Here is a 25157-nt window from a genome sequence, read left to right on the forward strand (position 1 = left end):
TAACGGATTGACAATAGTCCATGTCAGGAGATGATGAGAATGAGTCAACACCGCATTACTCGATTGAGAGAAGCGATGGAAGCTCGCGGCTTGGAAGCACTGCTTGTGACCAGTGCCGTGAACCGGCGCTATTTGACCGGATTTACCGGATCTTCAGGCTACGTCTTCATTACAGCCGATCAGGCGGTTTTAATGACGGATTTCCGCTACACGACGCAAGCATCGGATCAGGCGAAGCATATGCAAGTGGTGGAGCACGCGCCGTCAATGACCGACACGCTGAAGCAGCTGCTGTCGGAGGCGGGCTTGACTCGAATCGGCTTCGAGCAGGAGCATGTGACCTATTCCACCTATGCCGCCTACAGCGAACAGCTGCAAGGGATCGAGATGGTTCCGGTCGGCAGACTCGTCGAAGATCTGCGGATGATCAAGGATGCGGAGGAACTGGCGGTAATGAGGGAAGCGGCCCAACTGGCCGACAAAACCTTCAGTCACATCCTTGGCTTCATCAAGCCGGGCGTGCGTGAGAAGGATCTCGCGTTGGAAATGGAATTCTTCATGCGCAAGCATGGGGCCACGTCCAGCTCGTTCGATACGATTGTCGCTTCCGGAGAGCGTTCGGCGCTTCCGCACGGCGTGGCGAGCGAACGGGTCATTCAAGGAAACGAATTCATCAAATTTGATTTCGGCGCATTGTACAACGGCTACTGTTCCGATCTGACACGGACTGTCGTTCTCGGCACTCCGTCGGATAAACACCGGGACATTTATAATATTGTACTGGAAGCGCAGCTGAATGCGCTGGCTCACATCCGTCCGGGGATGACGGGACGGGAAGCCGACGCGTTGGCGCGCGATATTATCAAGCGCCATGGATATGGCGATCAGTTCGGGCACAGCACCGGGCACGGCGTAGGCATGGAAATCCATGAAATGCCTCGTCTTGCCTCTTCGTCCGATGATGTGCTCGCCCCGGGCATGACCGTAACGGTCGAGCCGGGCATCTATTTGCCGGGCTTCGGCGGGGTGCGCATTGAGGATGATATTGTCATTACGGACAGCGGAATTGAGATTATTACTCAATCGACCAAGGAACTGCTCGTATTGGACATGTAGTCGGACAGGATTGAGAGCTAGCTGCAAGGATCTGCTCCGTCCAAGGAATCTGGGTTGCATAATTGTAGGAGGGAATCAAGCGAATGATATCAGTTAACGATTTTAAGACAGGATTGACAGTTGAAGTGGACGGAGATATTTTTACGGTCCTCGATTTCCAGCATGTGAAGCCGGGTAAGGGCGCCGCTTTTGTGCGTTCCAAGCTGAAAAACCTTCGTAACGGCAACACAGTCGAAAAAACATTCCGTGCGGGCGAGACGCTCTCGAGGGCGCAAATCGATAACCGCGAAGTACAGTACCTGTACAACAGCGGCGACGAATATACGTTCATGGATAATGAAACCTATGATCAGTTCAACCTGACGAAGGAGCAGCTCGAATGGGAGCTGAACTTCCTCAAAGACAACATGATCGTTCATATCGTCAGCTACCAAGGCGAGATTATCGGCATCAATCTCCCGAACAGCGTGGAGCTGAAAGTCGTCGAGACCGAGCCAGGCGTTAAAGGCAACACAGCAACGGGCGCAACTAAAAACGCGACCCTGGAAACCGGCCTCAACGTTCAAGTGCCGCTGTTCATCAACGAAGGCGACGTCCTTCTGATCGACACGCGCGAAGGCAAGTACATTTCCCGCGCCTAATTAGCGGATATGCGCATCGAATCCGCAAAGCCCCGGAAGCAGGCCGCTTCCGGGGCTATTTATATGCCTCAGGTTTACCGTTGCCCTCGAAGTACCGTTGCCCTGGGAGTACCCTTGCCTTGGAAGTACCGTTGTCTTGGGAATACCGTTCGCATTGGTACATATCTTGGCACTCTTATGATGAGTCTCCCGGTAGCTCAGGAAGCTAGAAGCTAGGTCAGGCTTCTGCCTGACATGATTGTGACTTCAACTGAGACGACCCGAAAATATGTCTGACGTGCCCGGTAACTAGGCCTGCAATACGCAAAAAGTCGGTCTGCAGTTTCCATTAACTTTGCCGAGATGAGAAGGATAAACTATGGCCATCTCCCGAGGCTTGGATCTTTCCATCTTTCCCTTATGCTCAATATCCCCGTCCCTCAGAAGCTACGTTCTTAGAAGGGTTCTTAGAGGGGCCGAACTCACTCTCCTTTGTCTCGTTATCCCAACAACTCAGGAAAGCTACCTTTCTAGAAGCCTAGATGTTTTGATACTCCTAAGAACCGATCAACCCGAAATGGAACAACCAGCTTCGGCTCCTCTAAACAATGTAGCAAAAACGGAGTGCGGGGATCAGTCCAACTGGCACGTAACCTCTCAATTTCCCGTGCCGATTTATTTAGGCAGCCATGAAATAGCCGTTGCGGCTTATAGAGGAGGCTGCTCTCCATAAGTATTGACGTCTTGCCCCGTTGTCGGCACAGCAAATCGCCGCCAATGGTTCCCATCCTGTCGTCTGGCGGGCGATAGCATTTTCACGGTAGCAAAATTCATCCAGATAATTCTGCAAATACTTACCGCCTATCCCGCAGAATGTATCGCATAACCAACGCTGTGCTCGCCGGAACACAGCATAGAGAGGAGTGTTATGTTTAACCTGAAAACGCTGGCGGATAATGGAGATCATGGACTCCGGTGCAGAGACATGTTCTGTGATAAAGTGATCGCGGCCGCACGGAAGCAGCAGCTTGCCAGAAATATGCTTCCGGTTAACCTGCTTCATTTTATATTGCCGTTCCCCTCCATTCGAATCGTGAGAAGCAGCTACAATTAACGGCTGTTCGCGCGGACCGAGATCGATATTGGGATATTGGCGCGGCCCATTAAAGGCAATGAAGCCAAGAACACGATGATCAAGCCTTTCTTGTTCATCGGCACAGCTAATCGCAATACGAATTTTATGCAGCATAGCCCATGCCGTTTTGTAGGTTACCTTAATGATGGAGCTCAGCCGAACTGCATTGATTCCAGATGAAGGTTGAGAGACGAGCCATATCGCAGCTATCCATTTCCGCAGAGAGGTCCGGCTTCCTTCCAGGATCGTTCCGGCAGTCAGAGACGTCTGATGATGGCAGTCGGTACATTCATACAGAGGAAGCCGCCGTGTCCGGATCTCATACGCGCGGACATGACGGCAGTTCGGACAACGAAACCCGTGGGGCCATTTCAACGTAAACAGGTCAGGAATGCATGATTCTTCTGTAGGGAATTGCTCCATTAACTCTTCTAATGTACCAACATTCGACCAGCCATTCATCCCGGTAACCTCCTCCTAACAAAACTAACACAAACAAATGTTCTTGTTTTGATTATACCAAACATATGTTTCCATATCAAGTATGAAAGTGGGATATGGGGTCCTAAAGAATTCTAATGACTTCTTATTTGACTGTGGGATGATCATTGCATTATAAGGAAACGATTTTTTAATATGAACTCAACCTGAGCCCATGGGAGCTTCGTTTTAAGGCAATTTAGATACCTGAGGGCACTGGAGATTCGTTGTATGGCAATTGAGACGTCGGAATGCTTGGGAGATTCGTTGTATGGCAATTGAGACGCCTGAGCGGGTGGGAGATTCGTTGTAAGGCAATTGAGTTGCTTGAGTGGCGGGGAATTTGAGTATAAGGCTTAAGTGATAAACATGAATTGACTCAACAACAGCGCTGGGGAATGAAGGGAATCATGATTGCAGGGGCCCGGAAGGAAGAGCCAATAAAAGCAGAGAAGCTCCTGAGCGAGAGGGATCGTCTTCATAAGGTCATGGACACAAGTTTCTACCATTTGGCTCAATCCGAACGAATTGGGATATAGGGGTTCAAGTCGTCCGTGATTGTTGTATTTTTTTCTTCCATCGGCCCAAAAACGTGCTATAATATGCAATTAATGATTGATACAGTCCATTGAGGGTGGGAGTGAGGCAGCGTGGCACTATACGTTATGAAGTTCGGAGGCAGCTCCGTCGGCACGGTCGAACGGATGAAGCGGGTTGCCGAACGGATCGTAGAGAAAAAATTAGAAGGCCACCAGTGTGTTGTCGTTGTGTCTGCAATGGGGGATACGACGGATGATTTGATTGATCAAGCGAAAAGTATAAACGATCAATTGCCAGCCCGTGAAATGGATATGCTGCTGACTACGGGCGAGCAAATCTCGGTGTCCTTGCTAGCGATGGCGATTCAAAAGCTGGGCCATGCGTCCATGTCGATGACCGGGTGGCAAGCCGGCTTTCGAACGGACGCCTCGCATGGAAAGGCGCGAATCAGGGACATTGTTCCGGAGCGTGTGCATGCCGCGCTGCAAGCGGGGAACATTGTCATCGTCGCCGGATTCCAAGGCATGACCGATGACGGAGAGATCACGACCCTCGGCCGCGGCGGATCCGACACGACGGCGGTCGCGCTCGCTGCGGCAATTGAAGCCGATGTGTGCGAAATCTATACGGATGTTGACGGAATCTATTCTACCGATCCGAGAATTGTGCGCCGTGCGCGCAAGCTGAAGGAGATCTCCTACGATGAAATGCTGGAGCTCGCCAATCTTGGCGCGGCGGTTCTTCACCCCCGGGCTGTAGAATATGCGAAGCATAATAAGGTCTGTCTCGTCGTGCGATCAAGCTTCAATTACAATGAAGGGACCTATGTGAAGGAGGAAGCGAAGATGGAGCAAGGGGTGGTCGTTAGCGGCATCGCCTATGACAAAAATGTGGCACGCATCAGTGTTCTCGGCGTAGCCGATCTTCCGGGGGTGCTCGCCCGCATGTTCGGCGCGCTCGCCGATGAGCAAATCGATGTCGACATCATCGTTCAGAGCGGGGTAACGAACGGGGAAGCCGATTTCTCGTTCACGACGGCGCTGCATGACCGTGACCGGGCTGTTCAGGTGCTCGAGAACATCCGGAGCGAAGTTCCTTACCGCGAAGTGACCTCTGAAGCCGACCTGGTCAAAATCTCGATCGTCGGCGCCGGCATGGTCAGCCATCCTGGCGTTGCGGCCCAAATGTTCCGCGTCATCTCGGAGACGGGCGTCAGCATAAAAATGGTAAGCACGTCCGAGATCAAAGTCTCCTGCGTCGTGTCCAGCGCCAAGCTGAATGATATTATTACTGCGCTTCATACTTCATACGGCCTGGATGCTATCGAGGAAGCGTTCGTCGGCGGACCGAAAGAACGAAGATAATAGAAGATCATAAAGGAAGATATGAACAAGATAAGCCGGTCCGCAAGGGCCGGCTTTGTTGTCATGTGTCGTAAGAGGCGGGTGTAGTAAGAGGCGGGGGAAGCGGCTAGAACTTATCGATAATCCAACGGCTAATGGTCAACAGCAAGGCCGTTATTCCGGCCGCCATCAGCGGTCCCACGGGCACGCCTCGCAAGAGAACGATCCCGATCAGAGAGCCGGCAACTAGGCCGACGATCATCTGAGGATCGTTTTTCAGCAGTTCCAGGCCCCGGCCGTTCATGGACGTGGCTATGGCCCCGCCGGCCAGCGCGATGATTCCCGGCCAGGATGTGAGCGTGCTCCACAGATGTTCGGCCGTAATCCGCTCGGCGGCGAAGGGGACAAGCACGGCTATCGTCAGGAACAACAGCCCCAGTTCCAGCCCTCTCCGCTCGATGGCAGGCAGATACCGTTCCAGATGCACAAGCTTGACGATAAGTAGGATGCATGCAGCCGTCGTAATGATCGGGGAACGGCTGACCAGTCCGACAACAATGAGTATAACCAGTACCAACTCGCCATTCATGATTATTGCTCCTCGACAAGAAAGTTTGTCCGTCCGATTGATCAAAAGGGGACGTATTGAACATCCTCTATTTACTGTATGAACAAGCCTTCTCCGTTTAGAACAACGATTATTGCTTATCATCCATGAACAGCCGTGATCTAGGTCGCGAACGGGAGCATCATCTGCTGAACCCACACCGGAACGACCGACACCGTGTCGATGCCGGCGCAATATTCGACATCCTTCTCGTATCCTAGCTTGGCAAGGCGCATCCCGCCGGAGCAGCCGAGCAGCGCGGCCGTAATGTCTCCCGCATGGTGACGATAGGCGCTGACAAGAATGCTTCCGAGGTCATTCGTTCGCATATCCTGTTCCTGGCTGGCAAGCCGGAACAGCTCGGCGAGGATGAAACCGGCGCACAGGCCGTCCTCGAAGGCGAACTCATCCTGAATGCCGGCGCATAATAACGCAATGTCCTTCCGGAGCTGGTAGGCGGTGCGCGCGCATTCCGACGCATTCAGGAAGGCGCCGGCCAAAATGACGTCGGCCTTCGACGCCTTGTGGATCGCCCGCGTCCCGTTCGACGTCGTCAGCACGACGCGCTTCCCGTATACGCTCTCGCCCATATATTCGAACGGAGAATTGCCGGCATCGAAGCCTGGTATTTTTTTGCAATTGCGCTCGCCTCCCATAATGTCCCCGTCACGGGCAGCCTGCTTGGCCTGCTGCACCGTCTCGACCGGCAGGATGCCGGATGCCCCGTGCGCCAGCGCCGTAATGATGGTGCTCGTCGCCCGAAGCACGTCGATGACGATGACCGTCCGGTTCGCCAGTTCAACCGATCTTGCCTCATTGACGCTAGCTATGACATCGACCTGCATAGTTGCTCCCCCCTTACTCTTCCTCCGGCTTCGCGTTGGCGATGCCGTTAGAATTCGGCTCTACTTCACCGTGTCCAGCAAATGGCCCATCGTATCGGAACGCAATCCCCGCCGCAGCGCCTCGCAAGCGATAATGTCGTCCGGCGCGATATTGCCGAGATTGGCTTGCGGACCGAGCGTACGGAGAATGGCGGTCTGCTGATCCTTCCGCGGAGCCTCCCACATGAGCCGGTGCGGGGAATGCACCGCCTCGGCGATCATCGACACCATCTCCGTATCGCAGCCTCCGCGTTCGTCGAATACGCCAACGCCTGCGCCCGACTCTCTGCCTTCAAGCGTCATCCACTCGGCGCCATGGGCAATATCTTCATTGAACGCTTCCAAAACGTCGTCCCAAATGAAAGTAGAGCCGGCCGCCTTCTTCCCGTATTCGGAGCAGACGAAGAATCCTTCCTCGCGAGCGCGCTGGATGAGGTTATTGCGCCGCTCCCGAGGCATCGAAATCGTTCCATCGGATACTTCGATTCCAGTAAAGCCCATTTCCTTCATCATATGAAAAAATGGTTCGACCATGCCTTTGGCGACGGCGTATTCGAGAAATGTCCCCCCGGGCATCACCGTAATCCCATACTGCCGCGCCATATCCAGCTTCCATAACAACAGCGGGGCCGGCGTAACCGCAGCCGTGCCGAAGCCCAGCTTAATGATATCGATATGCTCATGAGCCGAAGAGAGCAGATCGGAAAATGCGTTTGCTCCCAAGCCTTTATCCATTACCATCGTCAATCCGGTTATTCTTGGCTTGTGGGTTCGTACTCCGCTCGGATCCACCATGGCTCCAGGCCATTGTTCGATTTGAGGTTCGGAAAGACTCATCACATAATCCCCTTCATGTCCCCAGATTAGTCGAATCATGCAAGCAATATATGCTCCCGCCTGCTGACAGGTGCCTACCGGGACGGGAAGGCCGCGCTTGGGGAGAAGATGGCGAAGGAATCGAAGATCGAAGAATCGAAGGGACGAGCATGAATGGTAAGGCTCCGCGCATACAATGGTCAATATACGGAAAAGGACAGGCCGCACGGATTACGCCTGCGGGTCCGGAGATAGAGGAAAGTATGTATCCGCCATACGTTTCCCTTGCAGCGAAAGGAGGTGCGAAGTTGTCCGTCGATAAATTTGTCGCCAGCATGTCAGGGCTCCGCATAATATCGGGTTGCCTGGAAATTACCGCGGCACTCATTATGCTGAAGCTGAATGAGCCGGAGAAGGCGCTGGCCGTCAATTCTCTGCTTGCGCTTGTCGGTCCGCTCGTTCTCATCGCGACGACGACCATCGGTCTCATCGGCATCGCAGACAAGCTGAACTGGAGCAAAATGGCCTGGATTGCGGCCGGGGTGTCTTGTCTGCTTATCGGCATTTTGAAGAAATAAGAACCGGGCAATTCGGGGCGCCAGGCCCGGCGGGGGCATAAAAAGCGGCGCGGCGCCATACATATAGGGATACAAGCCCAGGTTGTCCGGCTGTCGAATGATGACACGGGAGGGAATGCAAATGGAAGCGCTAAGCTGGTCGGCGGTGCTGCCGCCGATGCTCAAGTCAATCCTGATGCGGCTGCCCGCCGGCACATATCGGGAGCTGGAGGAGATTCGTATCCGCGTAGGACGCCCGCTGGAAATCGGCGTCATGGGTGACTTCCAGCTCGTGACGGAGCGGGGGGAGCGTACGGATAATCCGAACGCTGCCTATCGCCCAAGCCGGGAGGATGGGCATCAGCTGCTCGATCTGATAACGAATCATTCATTGTACACGATGGAGGAAGAATTGCGTCGCGGATTCGTCACGATTCCGGGCGGACACCGGATTGGCCTCGCTGGCCGCACGGTGCTCGCGCAAGGCCGGGTAAGCCATCTGCGGGAGATTACCGGCTTCAATCTGAGGATTGCGCGCGAGGTGCACGGCATCGCGGCTTCGGTCATGCCGCTGCTGCTTGATTTCAAGCATGCGCATGTTCACCATACGCTGATCGTGTCGCCTCCGCAGCAAGGCAAGACGACACTGCTGCGCGACCTGGTGCGGGCGATCGGCAGCGGGAACTGGCATCATCCCGAAGCGAGGTGGAAGGCGCTCAAGGTAGGGGTCGTCGACGAGCGGTCCGAGATTGCCGGGTGCATCAAGGGGGTGCCGAGCTATGATCTCGGCTATCGGACCGATGTGATGGACGGGTGCCCAAAGGCGGAAGGGATGATGATGTTCATCCGTTCGATGTCGCCTGACGTGCTTGCCGTCGATGAAATGGGACGGGAGGAGGACATGCTGGCGATGAGGGAGGCGATGCATGCGGGCGTGCGCTTGATCGCCACCGCCCATGCGGAGGATATGGACGACCTGCTGCGCCGCCCCGGCATCCGGCAGATGCTTGAGGAAGGGGCTTTCCGCCGCATTGTCACGCTCCGCCGGGCCAAAAGGGAATGGCAGCGCAAAGTATACGACGAGAAAGGGAGAGTGCTGCAGAAGCCCGTGCTGCCGATGGAAGGGAGGCGTCCGGAATTATCAAGCTCCTCGGATCGGCCCTCTTGATCGCCGCCGCAGCCAGCATCGGCTGGCTCAAGTCCGCTTCCTACGCAGCGCGGCCGAAGCAGCTCCGCCTGCTCAACCATGCGCTTCAGCGGCTGGAGACGGCCATCATGTACGGTCATACGCCGCTTGCTGCGGCCTTCGCCGAGATTAGCCGTCAGCTGCCGCTTCCGCTGCGCGCCGTCTTCGCCGATGCGGCGCAGTCGATGGACGCCGCGGATGCGCTCCCGCTCACCGCACGCGAAGCGTGGCAGTTGTCCTGGGAGCGGCATCGCGGAAGTACGGCGCTGGCGAACGAAGACCTGCGCATTTTGCTCGAATTGGGCTATAGCCTCGGCATCAGCGATCGCGACGATCAGCGCAAGCATATCCGCCATGCGATCAAGCAGCTGGAGCAGGAAGAATTCGTGGCCCGCGAGGAATACCAGCGGTATGGCACGATGTGCCGCAGTCTCGGCGTTTTGAGCGGCTTGTTGGCCGTTATCTTGATGTATTGAGGTGCCAGGAAATGAATGTGGATGTCAGCGCCATTTTCCAAATCGCCGGGATCGGCATTATCGTGGCCATGATACATACCGTGCTCAAGCAAATGGGCAAAGAGGACATGGCGCACTGGGTGACGGTCATCGGCTTCGTCGTTGTCCTGTTCATGGTCGTCCGTCTGCTGGATCATCTTTTTCAAGAGATTCGGACTATATTTTTGTTCCAATGACTGAAGTTGACTAGCGCGGCGCGGCCGCAGTATCCGGGTAGGTGGTTTCCGTGGAAATCATACAGGTGGTCGGTCTCGGATTGATTGCCGCCATCCTTGTGCTGGTGGTCAAAGAACAGAAGCCGATGTTCGCCTTTCTGATCTCGGCCGTGACCGGAGTTATTATATTTATTTTTCTCATCGGCAAAATCGATATCGTCATTCACGTGCTGGAGGATCTGGCGGATCGATCCGGGATTCAGCCGGTGTATCTGAAGACGATTCTCAAGATTATCGGAATCGCCTATATCGCCGAATTCGGCGCCCAGGTGGTGCGGGACGCCGGCCAGGAAGGCATCGCCTCGAAGATCGAGCTTGCGGGCAAGGTCCTTATCATGGTGCTGGCGGTACCGATCATCAGCGTCATTATCGAGACCGTAATGAGATTGCTGCCAACATAAGGTGGAGAGGGAATGAATCGATTACGACGGATAGACAAGCCGCCGCTGAAGAGGATGCGCATCTGGATCTCGGCACTGCTGTGCTTCCTGTTCGCCTTCATCGGGTCCGGGCATGCTTCCCCCGAGTCCCCTCAGGGGGACACGGGGAATTCCCGCGTACAGGCGGTGACCGAACAGTGGGGCCGCGAGCAGGCGGACAAGCTCGATACAGGGGATGTCGAGCGCTATTGGAACGAACTGCTGGGCAAATACAGCGGCTTTTTTCCGAGAGACTCGCTTCCCGACTTTGCCGATCTGCTGCTGCCCGGGGGAGAGAAGCTCACAACCGGGGCGGTGCTGCAGGCGCTCGGCAAGTTCCTGCTGCAGGAAGTGATCCTGAACGGCAAGCTGATTCTGACTATCGTCATTTTAGCCGTCTTCAGCATGGTTCTGGAGACGCTGCAATCGGCGTTCGAACGAAATGCCGTCAGCAAGATCGCCTATGCCGTCTCTTATATGGTCATCATTATTTTGGCCATCAACAGCTTCCATGTGGCGATCGGGTATGCGAAGGAAGCGATATCGAGCATGATTCATTTCATGATGGCGATGGTGCCGCTTCTGTTCACGCTGCTTGCTTCGATGGGCAATCTCGTTACCGTCTCGGTCATGCACCCGCTCATCGTCTTCATGGTGCATCTTATCGGAACGCTAATCTATACCGGCGTCTTTCCGCTGCTGTTCTTCTCGACGCTGCTGCACATTGTCAGCGCCTTGTCGGACAAGTACAAAGTCACCCAACTGGCCAATCTGCTGCGCAATATCAGCATCGGCCTGCTGGGCGTGCTGCTGACCGTCTTCCTGGGCGTCATCTCCGTGCAGGGCGCCACAAGCTCGGTGACCGACGGGGTGACGGTTCGGACGGCGAAGTATATTACGGGCAATTTCGTGCCTGTCGTCGGCCGCGTCTTCTCGGATGCCGCCGATACGGTCATATCCGCCTCGCTGCTTGTCAAGAACGCGGTCGGATTGACCGGGGTCATCATCCTGCTGTTTATCTGCGCGTTCCCGGCGTTGAAAATCGTGACGCTGGCGCTCATCTACAACGTCTCCTCCGCCATCATGCAGCCTCTTGGCGACACGCCGGCAGCCGAATGCCTCAAGACGGTCGGCAAAAGCATGATCTACGTCTTCGCGGCGCTCGCGGCCGTCGGCCTGATGTTCTTCCTGGCCATTACGATACTGCTGACGGCAGGCAATGTTGCGGTCATGATGAGGTAGTCGTGATAGAAGGGAGGCAGAAGTATGCAATGGTTCAGTCAATGGCTCAAAGAAATCATCATGGTGATTTTGCTGGCCGCCTTCATCGACCTGCTGCTCCCGAACCGTTCGATGCAGCGCTACGTCAAGCTGATGCTCAGCCTGATTATTCTGCTCACGCTGCTCTCTCCGGTGCTGCGCCTGTTCGACTCCAATGTGACGGCAGAGCTTGCCCGCGAATGGGATACGCTGCTGGCCACTTCCCCCGCCGACAGTCCCGAAGGGAAGACGCTGGAGCAGATCCGGCGGGAAGGGGAGCGCCTGGCCCGCGCTCGCGAGCAGGAGGCGCTCCGGTTGGCCGGCGCGCAGATGGAAGCGAGCATGAAGGAGCAGATTAACCGGGCGCTGCTCCAGGCGGGGGCTGCCGGTTCCGGCGAGGGAACGGCCGTTCAGGTGGCGGCCGTGCAGGTTACGCTGACGCAAGACGCCAGGCAAGGGCAGCCGGCGATTCAGCGGATTGCGCTGACCTTGGAGGAGGTCCCGGCCGCCGGGGAGGGGGCCCCGGCCAGCGGCAGCCCGCCCGGGCCGAACCCGGTCGCGGCTATCGAGCCGGTTCGAATCGAGCCAGTCGAGGCGGGCCTCAGCTCGCTGCCGGAAACGCCGGAAGACGCGCCGGTCTCCGGCGCGGGCAGCGGCGAGCTTCTGCGCATGGAGGCGGCCGCCGTCGGGGCCCTGACCTCCGCCTGGCTCGTGAAGCCCGAGCAGATTGCGGTGTCGTGGTCGCCGGAGAACGCCTTCCCGGCCGGCTCCTATAAAAGATAACCGCAAGATAGACGCAGCTCGCCGCCATAAAAAAAAATGCGGACAAACCGTCATAAAATCGCCGCACGCGCGTATAGGTGAAAATAGGACAAGTGAGAGCAGGTCCATACTACGCAAAGGCGGTCGATAGCGTTGGCGAAATGGTTGCAGCAGATTGAACAGTGGATCGGCAAGGGCTCGAACGGTTCCAAACGGATCAAAGCGTTCCGCTGGCTGCTTCTTCTCGGCTTGACCGGCGCGGCGCTCCTCTTGTACGGCACGTTCCAGTCCGGGGGCGGCGGATGGCCGAAGGGCACAAGCAATGTCGGCCGTGAGCCGCCGGCGGTAGGCGTCTTTGACGGCGCGGATCAGAACGCGTCCGGCACACCGGCCGCGCCGGGCTCCTTCGAGTCGGTGGAAATGACATTCGAAGCCCGGGTCAAGTCGATTTTGGAGGAAATTGTCGGGGTGGGACAAGTCGATGTGTTGGTCACGATCGACTCGACGGAAGAGATTGTCGTCCAGCGCAACTTCAAGGACAATCAGCAGTTGACGGACGAAAGCGATGCGAACGGGGGCAAGCGGCATACGACGCAGCATACCCGGGACGGCGAGATTGTGATGTACGAGTCTTCCGACGGCAAGACGCCGATTGTGACCAAGCGCATCAAGCCAAAGGTTCGGGGCGTTGTCGTCGTCGCCAAAGGAGCGGAAAACGCCGTCGTCAAGTCGCTCATCGTCGATGCGGTCGAGAAAGGGCTGAATGTGCCGGCCTATCGAATCTCCGTCGTGCCGCGCAAAATCGCCGAGTAGCAAATCAACCTGCATAATGCATGAATCGTGAAGGAGGAGAAAAAGACGATGAATACGAAAAGACAAACGATATGGCTGGTATCGATGCTTAGCTTGATGGTGGTGCTGTCCGCTTATTATTTGTTCACGGAGGACACGCCGAAAGCCCCGGAAATGGCGGCCGAGCAGCAGCAGTTGAAGGGCGATGCGACGGAAGCCGCCCAGCTTCCGCAAGTGGAAGTCACCGAGGTGTCCGTCGGAAAGGACGCGCAGGCCAAGGCGGCGGAGAACGGAAAGCCCGCTTCGGAGCAAGGTATGCAAGGAGAGCAAGGCATGCAAGGAGAGCAAGGGGCCGACCCTACGGGCAACGTCGAGGGCGGACAGGGTCAGGATGCGGCGGCGCCAGAGGCGACTCCGGAGGCCAAGGAGCAGGCGATGCTGGATCAAGTCGTGGCCGAAGGCGTCATGAAGCGCAGCACGATCGAGCAGAAGCAGATGGAGCGCAACGAGCAGTACCAGCAGGAGCTGGAAAAGCTGATGGGCATGATCAACGACGACAAAACGACGGGCGACAAGCTGGCGCAAGCCTACGAAGATATGAACCAGTTGGAAGAACGCGAGGTCAAAATCTCCAATCTGGAAACCGAGCTGCAGAAAGATTACAACAACGCGGTCATTACCCAGGAAGACGATCGGTTCACGGTCGTCGTGCAGAGCGACAAGATGGAAGTGTCCGAAGCGGTGGACATCATTTCGAAAATGATGAAAGAACTGAACATCACGCAGGATAAGGTAAGCGTGCAGTATGTCACGGAATAATGCGGCGTTGTCGGAACAGGCCCGGTTAAAAACTGGGCTCTTTCCATTTGAGACGATTATGATATAATACATACGTCGTAGATTGTCCGCCTGTTAACATAATCTACTTGCTCATACATATCGTCTCAAGGAGTGATTCAAGTTGTTCAAAATTAGCGAAATCAAGGAACTGATCAAGCTCCTGGACCAGACATCCGTACATGAACTGGAAATAGAGAACGAAGGCTGCCGCATCGCGATCCGGAAGCCCGGCAAGACTGAGGTGTTCAATGTGCAGACATCGGCCGCGCCTCTTACATATCCAGCGCCTGCCCCGGCAGCGGCTGCTGTTCCGTCGGAAGCGGCTGCCCCGGCGGCCGAGCCTCAGCCGGAGAAGAAGGAAGAGCAGGCGGGCTTGATCCGCATCGTGTCTCCGATGGTCGGCACCTTCTACAGCGCGCCTTCGCCGGAATCGCCGCCGTATGTGAAGGTGGGCGACAAGATCAACGAGAAAACGGTTGTGTGCATTCTGGAAGCGATGAAATTGATGAACGAGCTGGAAGCCGAGGTCAAGGGCGAGATTGTCGAGGTGCTAGCAACGAACGGCCAATTGGTCGAATTCGGCCAGCCTTTATTCCTGGTGAAGCCAGAATGACGTATTCCGTCATTCCATTACGATGCCCAGCCAAGGAGGTCCAAGGATGAAGTTCCATAAGATTTTAATCGCTAACCGCGGCGAGATAGCCGTTCGCATCATTCGCGCCTGCCGCGAGCTTGGTATCGCGACGGTCGCCGTCTATTCGGAGGCGGACAGGGAAGCGCTGCATGTGCGTCTTGCCGACGAAGCTTATTGCATCGGGCCCACCGCGTCCAAGGACAGTTATTTGAACTTTACGAATCTGATGAGTGTCGCCACGTTGACGGAATGCGACGCCGTGCACCCGGGGTACGGGTTCTTGGCGGAGAACGCGGACTTCGCGGAGATCTGCGAATCGTGCGGCATTACGTTCATCGGTCCGTCCGCGGACGCCATCGAGCGCATGGGCGACAAATCCGTCGCCAAGCAGACGATGAAGGACGCCGGCGTTCCGGTTATTCCCGGATCGGACGGACTGGTCGAGGATTTGGAACAGGCGCTTATGATAGCGCGTGATATCGGATATCCTGTCATTATCAAGGCTACCGCGGGCGGCGGAGGCAAAGGAATCCGCATCGCGGAGGACGAAGAAGCCTTGATCAAGCAGATGACGGCCGCTCAGCAGGAAGCCGAGAAAGCGTTCGGCAATGCGGGCGTGTACCTGGAGAAGTATTTAACCGGAATGAAGCATGTGGAGATTCAGATCATTGCCGACAAGCACGGCCATGCCGTTCATTTGGGCGAGCGCGACTGTTCCGTGCAGCGGCGCCGCCAGAAGCTGGTCGAGGAAGCGCCGTGTCCGGTCTTGACGCCCGAAGTCCGGGAGCGGATGGGAGAAGCGGCGGTTCGCGCCGCGCTGGCTGTCGATTATTCCGGTGCAGGCACGTTGGAATTTCTGCTCGGGCCGGACGGCAGCTTTTACTTTATGGAAATGAATACCCGGATTCAAGTTGAGCATCCGGTAACGGAGATGATTACGGGAATCGATCTCATTCAAGAGATGATTCGCGTCGCTCAAGGCGAACCTTTATCTTTCCGTCAAGAGGATATCGTCATTGACGGATGGGCTATAGAGTGCCGCATTAATGCGGAGGATCCGGCACGCAATTTTATGCCTTCGGCCGGCCAGATCGGGTTTTATCTGCCGCCGGGCGGATTTGGCGTTCGCGTCGACAGCGCCGCCTATCCAGGCTTCCTGATCTCGCCGCATTATGATTCGATGATTGCCAAGCTCATTGTGTGGGCGCCGACGCGCGAAGAGGCGATCGACCGCATGAAGCGGGCGCTGTCCGAATTCGCCATCGAGGGCATTCATACGACGATACCGTTCCATATCCGCCTGCTTGAGCACCCGAAGTTCATCAAGGGCGATTTTGACATTAAGTTTTTGGAAGAACACGAGGTCTAGGAGTCCTGGTCTGAACGGCCCCGTTTGTCTTGTGCATGGGCAAATGGTATAGTTAGGTTAATCATGGACAGGAACTGCCTCTAGTACAAAAAGACGAGGAGAGTGTGACGGATGAATCAGGCAATCGCATCGGAATTTGAGCGCACGGATTTGGGCAACATCCAGATTGCGCCGGAGGTCATTGCAGTTATCGCCGGTCTCGCGACGATCGAGGTTGAAGGCGTAGAAGGCATGAGCGGAGGATTCGCCGGCGGCATCGCTGAGATGCTCGGACGGAAGAACTTGTCCAAAGGCGTGAAGGTGGAAGTAGGGCAGCGCGAAGCGGCTGTCGATGTCAATATTATCATTGAGTACGGTCATCGCATTCCTACCGTAGCCAGCGAGATTCAGCAGAACGTCAAGCGCTCGATCGAGATGATGACCGGGCTTCATGTCGTGGAAGTGAACGTGCATGTGCATGACGTCCATTTCAAGGCGCAAGAGAAGGTGGAAGAGACGGATCCGGCGCGAGTTAAATAAGATCGAAATGGAACCCCCTCTTGGAGGGGGTTTACTGCCATTCAATACGAATTTGTTCAAAGGAGGCAGGCTAGCGTGAGCAAAATTGTGGACAGGTTCTTCCTGTTTATATACAGCTTCGCGATCGGCACGATTGCCATAGCTGTCATTCTTGCCGCTACAGGCTTCATCGCCCAACCGATACAGCTGACGGAGCCGTTCTGGCTGCAGTCGACGGTCATCGCGACGGCCGCCGTCTTGTTTTTGTTGAGCATCCGTTTTTTCTATGTGTCTATCCGGAGAGAGCGTGCGGCGCTGCCTTCGATCGATCAGCGGACAGAGATTGGAGATATCAAGATCTCGATTGAGACGATAGAGAATGTGGCGCTTAAGGCGGCTGGCCGGGTACGCGGAGTCAAGGACCTGAAGGCCCGGATTCGCACGAACGATGCCGGTCTGGATATTGTGATCCGGACGGTCGTAGACGGCGAGACGTCGATTCCCGAGCTGACGGAGGAGGTCCAGCGCCAGGTTCGCGATTATGTGCAGCAAATTACGGGGATTCCGGTCTCATACGTATCGGTGTATGTGGCGAATGTGGTCCAGACGCAGACCTTCAAAGCGCGAGTTGAATAGGTGGTGAGCTTTCCGGATGTGGAATGAATGGTGGGAGAGTCACAGGAATCGCATCATCGGCATCGCGGCTGGAATCTTTTTCGGCGTCATTTATTTGATCGCCGGCTTTTGGGATATGTTATTTTTTGCGCTGCTCGTCTTCATCGGATACAATGTAGGCAGGCAAAAAGATTTGAATCTGGGCCCCATGTTCCCGTGGCGGCGCATCGGATTATGGCTGTCAGAACGGTTTGATAGGTTTAAGTAGTCCTATGGACGCTCCGAACGACTGCTTGACCGCCGGTCTCTTACCGACGGAGCAACAATCGGGGCGGTCATAGGATTTTTTGGACTGGGCATGATTCCGGATGGGCCTTGGCAAGCCTAGAGAGAAGTAAGCCATCTTCGGACGGCAGTGCGAAGTGGCGATTCGGATGCTATATAGATGCAGGAGGAGTTTTTTTCATGAAGAGACGCATTGCCAGAGAGATGGCAGTTCAAAGCTTGTATCAGCTGGAAATGACGGACGTGACGCCTGAACAAGCGGTGGACATGATCGTTTCGGAATCGAATCAAGAAGAGAATGAAATCGGGCTGAAGCCGGAGCATGCGCGGGCGATGCATGAGCACGTGCTGGAATGGGTTCGCGATACCTGGAAGAAGCGGGATGAGATCGATGCGATCCTGGCCCGATATTTGAAGGGCTGGCAGGTCGACCGGCTGTCGCGGGTCGATCGCCAGGTGCTGCGCCTCGCCTGTTATGAGATGGCGTTCCGTACCGATGTGCCGCCGAAGGTGGCCATCAACGAGGCGATCATTTTGGCCAAGCATTTCGGAACCGAGGAGTCGGGCAAATTCGTGAACGGCGTGCTCGGCCAGATGCTGCGCGATCGCAGCGGCCAGCAGGACGGAACGGACGCGGACGCGGGCGTGAGCGCGGGCGACAGCGCTCATCGCAAGGACGATGATCCGGCGGGTGGAACCGCGATGGAGAGCGAATTGCGGGGCTAACCGGCGAACTTAGGCGAGCTTATATGAACGAATGGAGGAGAGACCATGACAGCGCAACTTTTGAATGGACAAGCATTATCACAGACAATACGCGAAGAAATCAAGCAGCAGGCGGCACGGCTGATTGAGGAAGGAACCCGCCCCGGATTGGCGGTCATCATCGTGGGCGACGACCCGGCTTCCCATGTATACGTGAACAGCAAGCATAAAGCCTGTCTCGAATTGGGGTTCTATTCGGAAGTGCACCGTCTGGCGGAACAGACCTCCCAGGAAGAGCTTCTGGAGCTGGTAGGCCGTCTGAACGGGCAAGCGTCGATTCACGGCATTCTCGTCCAGCTCCCGCTGCCGTCTCATATCGACGAGAAGGCCGTCATTGACGCGATTGAGGTCGAGAAGGATGTCGACGGCTTCCATCCGGTCAGCGTCGGGAACATGGTGCTTGGCGACGAGTCTCTTCTGCCCTGCACGCCGGCGGGCATTATGGAAATGCTCAAGCGCAACGACATTCCGATTGCTGGCAAGCATGCCGTCGTCATCGGCCGCAGCAATATCGTCGGCAAGCCGATCTCGCTGCTGCTGCAGCGCGAGCATGCGACGGTGACGATGTGCCATTCCCGCACGCAGCACATCGAAGAGCTCTCCCGAATGGCGGATATTCTCGTCGTCGCCATCGGCAAGGCGCATTTCGTCAACCGTTCCTTTATTAAGCCGGGAGCCGTTGTGATCGATGTCGGCATGAACCGGCTGGAGAACGGCAAGCTCGTCGGCGATGTCGATACCGACGACGTCAAGGAGCTGTGCTCCTGGATTACTCCGGTGCCGCGCGGCGTCGGTCCGATGACGATTACGATGCTGATGTCCAATACGCTCAAGTCGGCGGAACGGTTCCACCGCTTGGCGAAGGCTTCGGCCCAGGCGTAGCCGGCGGCAGGGCGGGAGCCGTGCGGCGGGTCGCGGTGCGAACCGGAGGACGAGTCGCGGCAGGAGCCGCCGCACGGGCCGCAGCCGTTAACGTTCACATGGCAGGATGTCTCGGGGGGAGGAGGCTGCCGGAATGGCGAATCAGACACGGGTTCTGTCCGTTAAGGATCTGAACCGTTATATACGAATGAAGCTGGATGGGGATGCCCGGCTGCAGGATGTCTGGGTGCGGGGCGAAATCTCGAACTTCACCCACCATTCCAGCGGCCATATGTATTTCACGCTGAAGGATGCGGACAGCCGCCTGCGGACGATTATGTTCGCATCCTACAATCAACGTCTCCCCTTCCGGCCGAAGGAAGGGGCGCGCGTCATCGCCCACGGCAACGTAACGGTGTATGAGCGCGACGGCCAGTATCAATTCTATGCGCAGCATATGCAGCCGGACGGGATCGGAAGCTTGTATGTGGCGTTCGAGCAGTTGAAGGAGCGCTTGGGAGCGGAAGGGCTGTTCGCGGCGGAGCGGAAGCGGCCGCTGCCCCGCTATCCGAAGAAAATCGGGGTCATCACGTCGCAGACGGGCGCCGCGGTGCGCGATATTATCATTACGCTGCGGCGGCGCCAGCCCGGCGTCCATGTGGTTCTCTATCCAGTGCTGGTGCAGGGCAACCAGGCGGCCGCCTCGATCGCGGCGGCCATTGAAGCGATGAATCGCCACCGGGAAGCCGATGTGCTGATCGTGGGGCGCGGGGGCGGATCGCTAGAGGAGCTGTGGGCCTTCAACGAAGAAATCGTGGCGCGCGCTATCGCTCAATCGGCCATTCCGATTATTTCAGCCGTCGGGCATGAGACGGATTTCACGATTGCGGACTTCGTCGCCGACCTGCGCGCGCCGACGCCGACGGCGGCCGCCGAATTGGCGGTGACGCATCAGGAGGAGCTGCGCCAGCATCTTCAGCATCTGGCGGAGCGGATGAGGCACGGCATGCGGCGAACGGTGCAGCAGGGCCAGGAGCGGCTGCTGCGCGCCCAGCGCTCGCCCGTGATTCGCAAGCCCGAACTGCTGACGGCGAAGCATCAGGAGCGGTATGAACGGCTGAGGGAGCGCCTCGCATACCGGTCGCGCAGCCGCTTCAAGGAAGCGGACGAGCGGTGGAGGGAGCTGCGCGGACGCCTGCGGGAGCAGACGCCGGTGCATCAGGTGCGTTCCGCGCGGGAGCGGCTGAACGGCATCGAACGCCAGCTTCACCGCGCGATGGCGATGCAGATGAATGAGCGGCGGCTGAAGCTAGGGGCGCATCTGAAGCATCTGGACGCCCTGAGCCCGCTGAAGATTATGGCGCGCGGCTACAGCCTCGTGTATGATGAGCGGGAAGAGAACATAATCCGCACGATTCAAGATGTGCAGCTCGGAGACGTCGTGCGCGTGAAGCTGAACGACGGCCAGCTCGATTGCCACGTCTGGTCGATGAAAGGAGACAGCGATTGATCGATGGATAATCAAGAAAAAGCTACCAATCAGGAAATGAGCTTCGAAACCGCAATGGAGAAGCTGGAGTATATCGTCGAGCAGTTGGAGAGCGGAGATGTGCCGCTGGAGCAGGCAATCGAGCTTTTCCAGGAAGGGATGGGCCTGTCCGGTCTGTGCGCCCGCAAATTGGAGCAGGTTGAGCGCAAGATCGAGGTCTTGTCGGAGCAGAATGGCGAGCTGAAGCGGCAGCCGTTCCCGTCGGAAGAAGCGGGTGATCGGATTGAATAGCGCCGGAGCGGAAGAAACGTTCGCTTCTTATCTCGAGCGTCACGTCGCGCGGATTGAGCGGCTGTTGCCGGCTCAATTCCCCGCCGGCTGGCAGGTCCCTGCCGAATTGAAGGAATCGATGCTGTACTCGCTTATGGCCGGGGGCAAGCGCCTGCGGCCGCTCTGTGTTGTCATCGCATGCGAGAGCCTGGGCGGCCCGCTGGAAGCCGCCGATCCGGTGGCCTGCGCCATCGAGATGATACATACCTACTCCCTCGTTCATGACGATCTCCCGGCGATGGATAACGATGATTATCGCCGGGGCAAGCCGACCAACCATAAGGTGTTCGGGGAAGCCCTTGCCATATTGGCGGGGGATGCGCTCCTCACGCACGCCTTCTACACGGTCGCGCAGTGCGCGCGCCGTCACTGCATCCCGGCCGAGATCGCCCTGACCATCACCGAAGAGCTGTCCGTTTATGCCGGCATGCGGGGCATGGTGGGGGGCCAGACAGCAGATATGCTGGGAGAACAGGGGATAACGACGCTGGAACAGCTCGAATATATTCATTTTCACAAGACGAGCGATCTGATCGTGTTCGCGCTTCGCTCAGGCGCCCATCTGGCGGGGGCGAATGAAGCGCAGTTGAACGCGTTGACCGAATTCGGCACGAAGCTTGGCCTCGCCTTCCAGATTCAGGACGATATTCTGGATATCACCGGCGAAGAAGCGCTGCTCGGCAAGCCGAAGGGGAGCGATGAGAAGAGCGGGAAGGTAACGTATCCGTATTTTATCGGTCTCGAGGCTTCGAAGCGGGAGGTCGTCCGGCTGACGGAGGAAGCGAAGCAAGCGGTGCGGCAGGCCGGATTCCCTTATCCGGCGCGCCTGTACGAGCTGGCGGATTATTTAATGGAGCGCCAATTCTGATCCGGCCGCCGGTACGTTACCCGCGGCATTTCAGGGCGGGGCTTCCATGGAAATGATATTTCATGATTCGCTTTCCCGATTTGTGATATAATAGAGCGTACATAGAGTGGTGCAGTATTCTAGTCGGCCTCCCGACACCGAAGGCGGGCCTAAAAATTCGCCAAAGGGCACATCGATGAAGTTCCTGGTGTTGGCTTGCGACGCCCAGTCGTGGGCTGATGCTGGGAGTTAAGGTTGTGGGGCGATCCACAATGGCATGTGGGCGTTGACCCCGCTTCCGCGGAGGCCCAAGTGCGTGGTACGGCGTCCTCGCGCGCCGCATTACGGCTTGGGGTATGAACCTATATTGCGAGTCACGCGGAACGCTCTCCGGCTTGCCGGATCGTTCCGTCAAGGTGGCTTGTATGTAGCGTAGCCTGCCTTGAGTGAGTCTGCAGGGATAGCGGATGTGTAGATATGACGGTCTTCGGCCAAAGACCTGCCTATCGGATGCCGCTTGAAATCTGATTTGCAAAAGAGGCTAAGGGTCGGTTCAGGGCTGCTCGAGGAAAACTCCTAGACTGTTCACAATGTGAGGCTTTGTGGGGATTATAGTGTGGTCTAAGTGGTAATCCAGTCTGATGTCCGGCGACGGCGTCAAGACGCCCTTAATTGGAAACGGCCTGTCCGGCGACGGGGAGGCGGGCGTCTGGGAAAACCTACTGGACCTAAGCCACAGCGTTTATCCAGAAAGCTGCCACTCCAACCATCTTTGGTTATCAAGACACATAAGAATGAGTTCGTTCGCGGGAACATCTCATAAAAGGATGAGTTGACAACGATAATGAAGTTTTCATTCAAACATTCCGTCAAGTGGAGCATATTCATTTTTTTCGTCACCTTCGCGATGGCCGTCATATTGTCTGTTGCCTCCACGTCAATGCTGGGGAAAGCGGGCTGGGGCGTCGGTATGGTGATCGTGTTGATGCTCGTGCTTATTGGAGTGTTTTTTGATATTATGGGCTTAGCTGCGGCTGCCGCGAAAGAGACTCCGTTCCACGCGATGGCGGCGGAGAGAGTGCGCGGAGCCAAGCAAGCGATCTATATCGTGCGCAACGCGGATCGTTTCTCGAACTTCTGCAATGACGTGATTGGTGACATGACAGGGGTTATCAGCGGTTCGGCCACGGCGATCGTAGTGACGAATTTGCTATGGTCCATGAATGCGGAGAACGTATGGATGACGACGGCGGTAAGCGTTGCCTTCACCGGCCTCGTATCCGCATTAACCGTCGGAGGCAAAGCGTTGGGGAAGTCATTTGCGATTCATTACTCCACACCGATTGTGTTGCTGATCGGCAAATGCTTCTATTTTTTGGAGAGCAAGCTGCATATCCGCCTGTTCGCCAAAAAACGCGGCAAATCGAAACAACGAAAGCGAGGGAATTCCCGTGCTGCTCGAACAGATTAACCAACCTAGCGATCTGAAGCGGTTGACGAAGGAAGAACTGCCGATCCTGGCGGAAGAAATTCGACAATTTCTCATTGAAAAGCTGGCGGTGACCGGAGGACATCTGGCATCGAACCTGGGCGTCGTCGAGCTTACGCTTGTCTTGCATTATTTATATGACAGTCCCCGGGACAAAATGATATTCGACGTCGGCCATCAGGCATACGTTCATAAAATATTAACCGGCCGCAAGGACCGGTTCGATACGCTGCGCCAATACAAGGGGCTGTGCGGCTTCGTCAAGCGCGCGGAGAGCGAGCATGACGTATGGGAAGCCGGGCACAGCAGCACCTCGCTGTCCGCGGCGATGGGAATGGCGCTCTCCCGCGATTTCAAGGGCGAGAGCAACAAAGTCATCGCGGTCATCGGCGACGGCGCGCTGACTGGAGGCATGGCGCTCGAGGCGCTCAACCATATCGGGCATGAGAAGAAGAATCTGATGGTCGTGCTGAACGACAACGAAATGTCGATTGCCCCGAATGTCGGAGCGCTACATAATTATTTGTGCAAAATACGCTCCGATCGGAACTATTTAAAAGCGAAAGAAGAAGTGGAGCAGCTGCTCAAAAAGATTCCGGCGATTGGCGGCAAGCTGGCCAAGACGGCGGAGCGGGTGAAGGACGGCTTCAAATATTTGGTCGTGTCCGGCATGCTGTTCGAAGAGTTCGGGCTGAAATATTTCGGACCTGTCGACGGGCATGACATTGACAAGCTGATCGATATTTTCCAGCAAGCGAGCCGAGTGAACGGCCCGGTGCTTATTCATGTCGTTACCCGCAAAGGCAAAGGATATACGCCGGCGGAAGCCGATTCGCATAAATGGCACGGCATCTCGCCGTACAAGATTGAATCCGGGCAAGTGCTGAAGGCGGTAGGCAATCCGATGTACACCGAGGTATTCGGCAAGACGCTAGTGGAGCTGGCGGAGCAGGACGATCGCGTCGTGGCCGTGACGCCGGCCATGCCGGGAGGTTCCGGACTGCTCGGGTTCGCGGAGCGCTTCCCGGGCCGCATGATCGATGTCGGCATCGCCGAACAGCATGCCGCCACCATGTGCGCCGCATTGGCTATGGAAGGGATGAAGCCGGTATTTGCGGTCTATTCCACCTTCCTGCAGCGGGCGTACGACCAGGTGGTGCATGACATTTGCCGCCAGAGCGCGAACGTGATATTCGCCATCGATCGCGCAGGGTTCGTCGGACCGGACGGGGAGACGCATCAAGGCGTATACGATATCGCTTTTATGCGCCATATTCCGAATATCGTGCTGATGATGCCGAAGGATGAAAACGAGCTGCGCCATATGCTGAAGACCGCGCTCGAATACGACGAAGGACCGATCGCGGTGCGGTACCCCCGCGTAAACGGGGTCGGCGTCGAACTGGACGCCGAGCTGATTCCGATTCCGATCGGGACATGGGAAGTGGTTCGCCCCGGCGATCATGCCGCCGTGCTCGCGATCGGCCCGATGGTTCAGGTGGCCGAGGAAGCGGCGGAGCAGCTGCGGCGCGAAGGCATTCAATTGCGCGTCATCAACGCGCGCTTCATGAAGCCGCTCGACGAGGCGATGCTGACCATGCTCGCCAGAGAGCAGCTTCCGATGATCGTGCTGGAGGAGGGATCCGTGGCAGGCGGCCTGGGCAGCGCCATCATGGAGCATTATGCCCAGCATCATGTATTCGGCGTCAAGGTGAAGCCTATCGGGGTTCCGGATTGCTTCGTGGAGCACGGCAGCATCAAGGAGCAGCGCCAGGAGGCGGGCCTGACGGCCGAACAACTGGTAAAGGAAGTGCATACAATGCTCTTCGCCCATGGCGATAACCGGATGAGCCGGGCCTAGCCCGAGTACCCATTGACAGACAGGAGT

General features: G+C 56.6%; 28 protein-coding genes. 24 read left to right on the top strand and 4 right to left on the bottom strand.

Annotated features, from left to right (window positions below):
* The first annotated feature begins 39 nt into the window (after positions 1 to 39).
* Together ABD76_RS14145 and efp are read left to right on the top strand one after the other, a co-directional pair.
* Positions 40 to 1116: a M24 family metallopeptidase gene (locus ABD76_RS14145; RefSeq protein WP_197257833.1), complete on the top strand. Its 1077-nt coding sequence runs from the start codon at positions 40 to 42 to the stop codon at positions 1114 to 1116.
* Between the two features lie 83 nt (positions 1117 to 1199).
* On the top strand, positions 1200 to 1757 hold the full coding sequence (gene efp / locus ABD76_RS14150; RefSeq protein WP_168181745.1) for an elongation factor P: 558 nt from the start codon (positions 1200 to 1202) through the stop codon (positions 1755 to 1757).
* Positions 1758 to 2415: 658 nt separating this feature from the next.
* On the opposite strand, the gene ABD76_RS14155 is transcribed toward efp, so the two are convergent.
* Positions 2416 to 3333 (bottom strand): transposase, encoded by a 918-nt coding sequence (locus ABD76_RS14155; protein WP_197257835.1) that lies wholly within the window; start codon positions 3331 to 3333, stop codon positions 2416 to 2418.
* Between the two features lie 668 nt (positions 3334 to 4001).
* On the opposite strand from ABD76_RS14155, the gene ABD76_RS14160 reads away from it, so the two are divergent.
* On the top strand, positions 4002 to 5255 hold the full coding sequence (locus ABD76_RS14160) for an aspartate kinase (RefSeq protein WP_197257837.1): 1254 nt from the start codon (positions 4002 to 4004) through the stop codon (positions 5253 to 5255).
* 106 nt (positions 5256 to 5361) lie between these two features.
* Here ABD76_RS14160 and ABD76_RS14165 read toward each other — a convergent pair whose 3' ends face one another.
* The 3 genes from ABD76_RS14165 to comA all read right to left on the bottom strand — a co-directional run bounded on the left by ABD76_RS14165 (position 5362) and on the right by comA (position 7562).
* Positions 5362 to 5823 carry a DUF441 domain-containing protein gene (locus ABD76_RS14165; protein ID WP_197257839.1) on the bottom strand — a complete coding sequence of 154 codons (462 nt, stop codon included), beginning with the start codon at positions 5821 to 5823 and terminating at the stop codon, positions 5362 to 5364.
* 140 nt (positions 5824 to 5963) lie between these two features.
* Complete coding sequence (locus ABD76_RS14170) at positions 5964 to 6686, bottom strand: 2-phosphosulfolactate phosphatase (protein ID WP_197257841.1); 723 nt, start codon at positions 6684 to 6686, stop codon at positions 5964 to 5966.
* A 60-nt stretch (positions 6687 to 6746) separates the two neighbouring features.
* Positions 6747 to 7562: a phosphosulfolactate synthase gene (comA, locus tag ABD76_RS14175; protein ID WP_197257843.1), complete on the bottom strand. Its 816-nt coding sequence runs from the start codon at positions 7560 to 7562 to the stop codon at positions 6747 to 6749.
* 287 nt (positions 7563 to 7849) lie between these two features.
* On the opposite strand from comA, the gene ABD76_RS14180 reads away from it, so the two are divergent.
* The 21 genes from ABD76_RS14180 to dxs all read left to right on the top strand — a co-directional run bounded on the left by ABD76_RS14180 (position 7850) and on the right by dxs (position 25130).
* On the top strand, positions 7850 to 8119 hold the full coding sequence (locus ABD76_RS14180; protein ID WP_181454649.1) for a YqhV family protein: 270 nt from the start codon (positions 7850 to 7852) through the stop codon (positions 8117 to 8119).
* A gap of 121 nt (positions 8120 to 8240) precedes the next feature.
* A complete protein-coding gene (spoIIIAA, locus tag ABD76_RS14185; protein ID WP_197257845.1) occupies positions 8241 to 9266 on the top strand; it encodes a stage III sporulation protein AA in 1026 nt (341 codons plus the stop codon).
* A complete protein-coding gene (spoIIIAB, locus tag ABD76_RS14190) occupies positions 9263 to 9760 on the top strand; it encodes a stage III sporulation protein SpoIIIAB (RefSeq protein WP_206765659.1) in 498 nt (165 codons plus the stop codon). Before spoIIIAA ends, spoIIIAB begins: the two co-directional genes overlap by 4 nt.
* Positions 9761 to 9771: 11 nt before the next feature.
* Entirely contained in the window at positions 9772 to 9975 is a 204-nt protein-coding gene (spoIIIAC, locus tag ABD76_RS14195) for a stage III sporulation protein AC (protein ID WP_006676747.1), read from the top strand.
* A gap of 50 nt (positions 9976 to 10025) precedes the next feature.
* Positions 10026 to 10415, top strand: a complete 390-nt coding sequence (spoIIIAD, locus tag ABD76_RS14200; RefSeq protein ID WP_006676748.1) for a stage III sporulation protein AD — start codon at positions 10026 to 10028, stop codon at positions 10413 to 10415.
* Between the two features lie 12 nt (positions 10416 to 10427).
* Positions 10428 to 11675, top strand: coding sequence for a stage III sporulation protein AE (spoIIIAE, locus tag ABD76_RS14205; RefSeq protein WP_197257847.1), 1248 nt, complete (start codon positions 10428 to 10430; stop codon positions 11673 to 11675).
* A gap of 24 nt (positions 11676 to 11699) precedes the next feature.
* Positions 11700 to 12476: a stage III sporulation protein AF gene (gene spoIIIAF / locus ABD76_RS14210; RefSeq protein WP_197257849.1), complete on the top strand. Its 777-nt coding sequence runs from the start codon at positions 11700 to 11702 to the stop codon at positions 12474 to 12476.
* A 132-nt stretch (positions 12477 to 12608) separates the two neighbouring features.
* Positions 12609 to 13268 carry a stage III sporulation protein AG gene (gene spoIIIAG, locus ABD76_RS14215; RefSeq protein WP_197257851.1) on the top strand — a complete coding sequence of 220 codons (660 nt, stop codon included), beginning with the start codon at positions 12609 to 12611 and terminating at the stop codon, positions 13266 to 13268.
* A 48-nt stretch (positions 13269 to 13316) separates the two neighbouring features.
* Complete coding sequence (locus ABD76_RS14220; RefSeq protein WP_197257853.1) at positions 13317 to 14066, top strand: SpoIIIAH-like family protein; 750 nt, start codon at positions 13317 to 13319, stop codon at positions 14064 to 14066.
* 142 nt (positions 14067 to 14208) lie between these two features.
* Entirely contained in the window at positions 14209 to 14700 is a 492-nt protein-coding gene (gene accB, locus ABD76_RS14225) for an acetyl-CoA carboxylase biotin carboxyl carrier protein (protein ID WP_197257855.1), read from the top strand.
* 46 nt (positions 14701 to 14746) lie between these two features.
* Entirely contained in the window at positions 14747 to 16090 is a 1344-nt protein-coding gene (gene accC, locus ABD76_RS14230) for an acetyl-CoA carboxylase biotin carboxylase subunit (protein WP_197257857.1), read from the top strand.
* A gap of 111 nt (positions 16091 to 16201) precedes the next feature.
* Positions 16202 to 16609, top strand: coding sequence for an Asp23/Gls24 family envelope stress response protein (locus ABD76_RS14235; RefSeq protein ID WP_168178007.1), 408 nt, complete (start codon positions 16202 to 16204; stop codon positions 16607 to 16609).
* Positions 16610 to 16684: 75 nt separating this feature from the next.
* The gene (gene amaP, locus ABD76_RS14240; RefSeq protein WP_197257859.1) at positions 16685 to 17224 is read left to right on the top strand and encodes an alkaline shock response membrane anchor protein AmaP; all 540 of its coding nucleotides are present in this window, start codon (positions 16685 to 16687) and stop codon (positions 17222 to 17224) included.
* Positions 17225 to 17240: 16 nt separating this feature from the next.
* Positions 17241 to 17471 (top strand): DUF2273 domain-containing protein, encoded by a 231-nt coding sequence (locus ABD76_RS14245; protein ID WP_197257861.1) that lies wholly within the window; start codon positions 17241 to 17243, stop codon positions 17469 to 17471.
* A 197-nt stretch (positions 17472 to 17668) separates the two neighbouring features.
* Entirely contained in the window at positions 17669 to 18214 is a 546-nt protein-coding gene (gene nusB / locus ABD76_RS14250) for a transcription antitermination factor NusB (RefSeq protein ID WP_197257863.1), read from the top strand.
* A gap of 45 nt (positions 18215 to 18259) precedes the next feature.
* Entirely contained in the window at positions 18260 to 19135 is an 876-nt protein-coding gene (gene folD, locus ABD76_RS14255; protein ID WP_197257865.1) for a bifunctional methylenetetrahydrofolate dehydrogenase/methenyltetrahydrofolate cyclohydrolase FolD, read from the top strand.
* A gap of 133 nt (positions 19136 to 19268) precedes the next feature.
* Positions 19269 to 20624, top strand: a complete 1356-nt coding sequence (gene xseA, locus ABD76_RS14260) for an exodeoxyribonuclease VII large subunit (protein ID WP_197257867.1) — start codon at positions 19269 to 19271, stop codon at positions 20622 to 20624.
* A 3-nt stretch (positions 20625 to 20627) separates the two neighbouring features.
* The gene (gene xseB, locus ABD76_RS14265; RefSeq protein WP_197257869.1) at positions 20628 to 20894 is read left to right on the top strand and encodes an exodeoxyribonuclease VII small subunit; all 267 of its coding nucleotides are present in this window, start codon (positions 20628 to 20630) and stop codon (positions 20892 to 20894) included.
* Complete coding sequence (locus tag ABD76_RS14270) at positions 20887 to 21801, top strand: polyprenyl synthetase family protein (RefSeq protein ID WP_197258041.1); 915 nt, start codon at positions 20887 to 20889, stop codon at positions 21799 to 21801. Before xseB ends, ABD76_RS14270 begins: the two co-directional genes overlap by 8 nt.
* A gap of 823 nt (positions 21802 to 22624) precedes the next feature.
* Complete coding sequence (locus tag ABD76_RS14275; protein WP_197257871.1) at positions 22625 to 23251, top strand: CNNM metal transporter family protein; 627 nt, start codon at positions 22625 to 22627, stop codon at positions 23249 to 23251.
* Complete coding sequence (gene dxs, locus ABD76_RS14280; RefSeq protein WP_197257873.1) at positions 23232 to 25130, top strand: 1-deoxy-D-xylulose-5-phosphate synthase; 1899 nt, start codon at positions 23232 to 23234, stop codon at positions 25128 to 25130. The genes ABD76_RS14275 and dxs overlap by 20 nt, the downstream gene beginning before the upstream one ends.
* The last annotated feature ends 27 nt before the right edge of the window (positions 25131 to 25157 follow it).

This window comes from Paenibacillus dendritiformis, from assembly GCF_015845845.1.
In the GTDB taxonomy this organism is placed as follows: domain Bacteria; phylum Bacillota; class Bacilli; order Paenibacillales; family Paenibacillaceae; genus Paenibacillus_B; species Paenibacillus_B dendritiformis_C.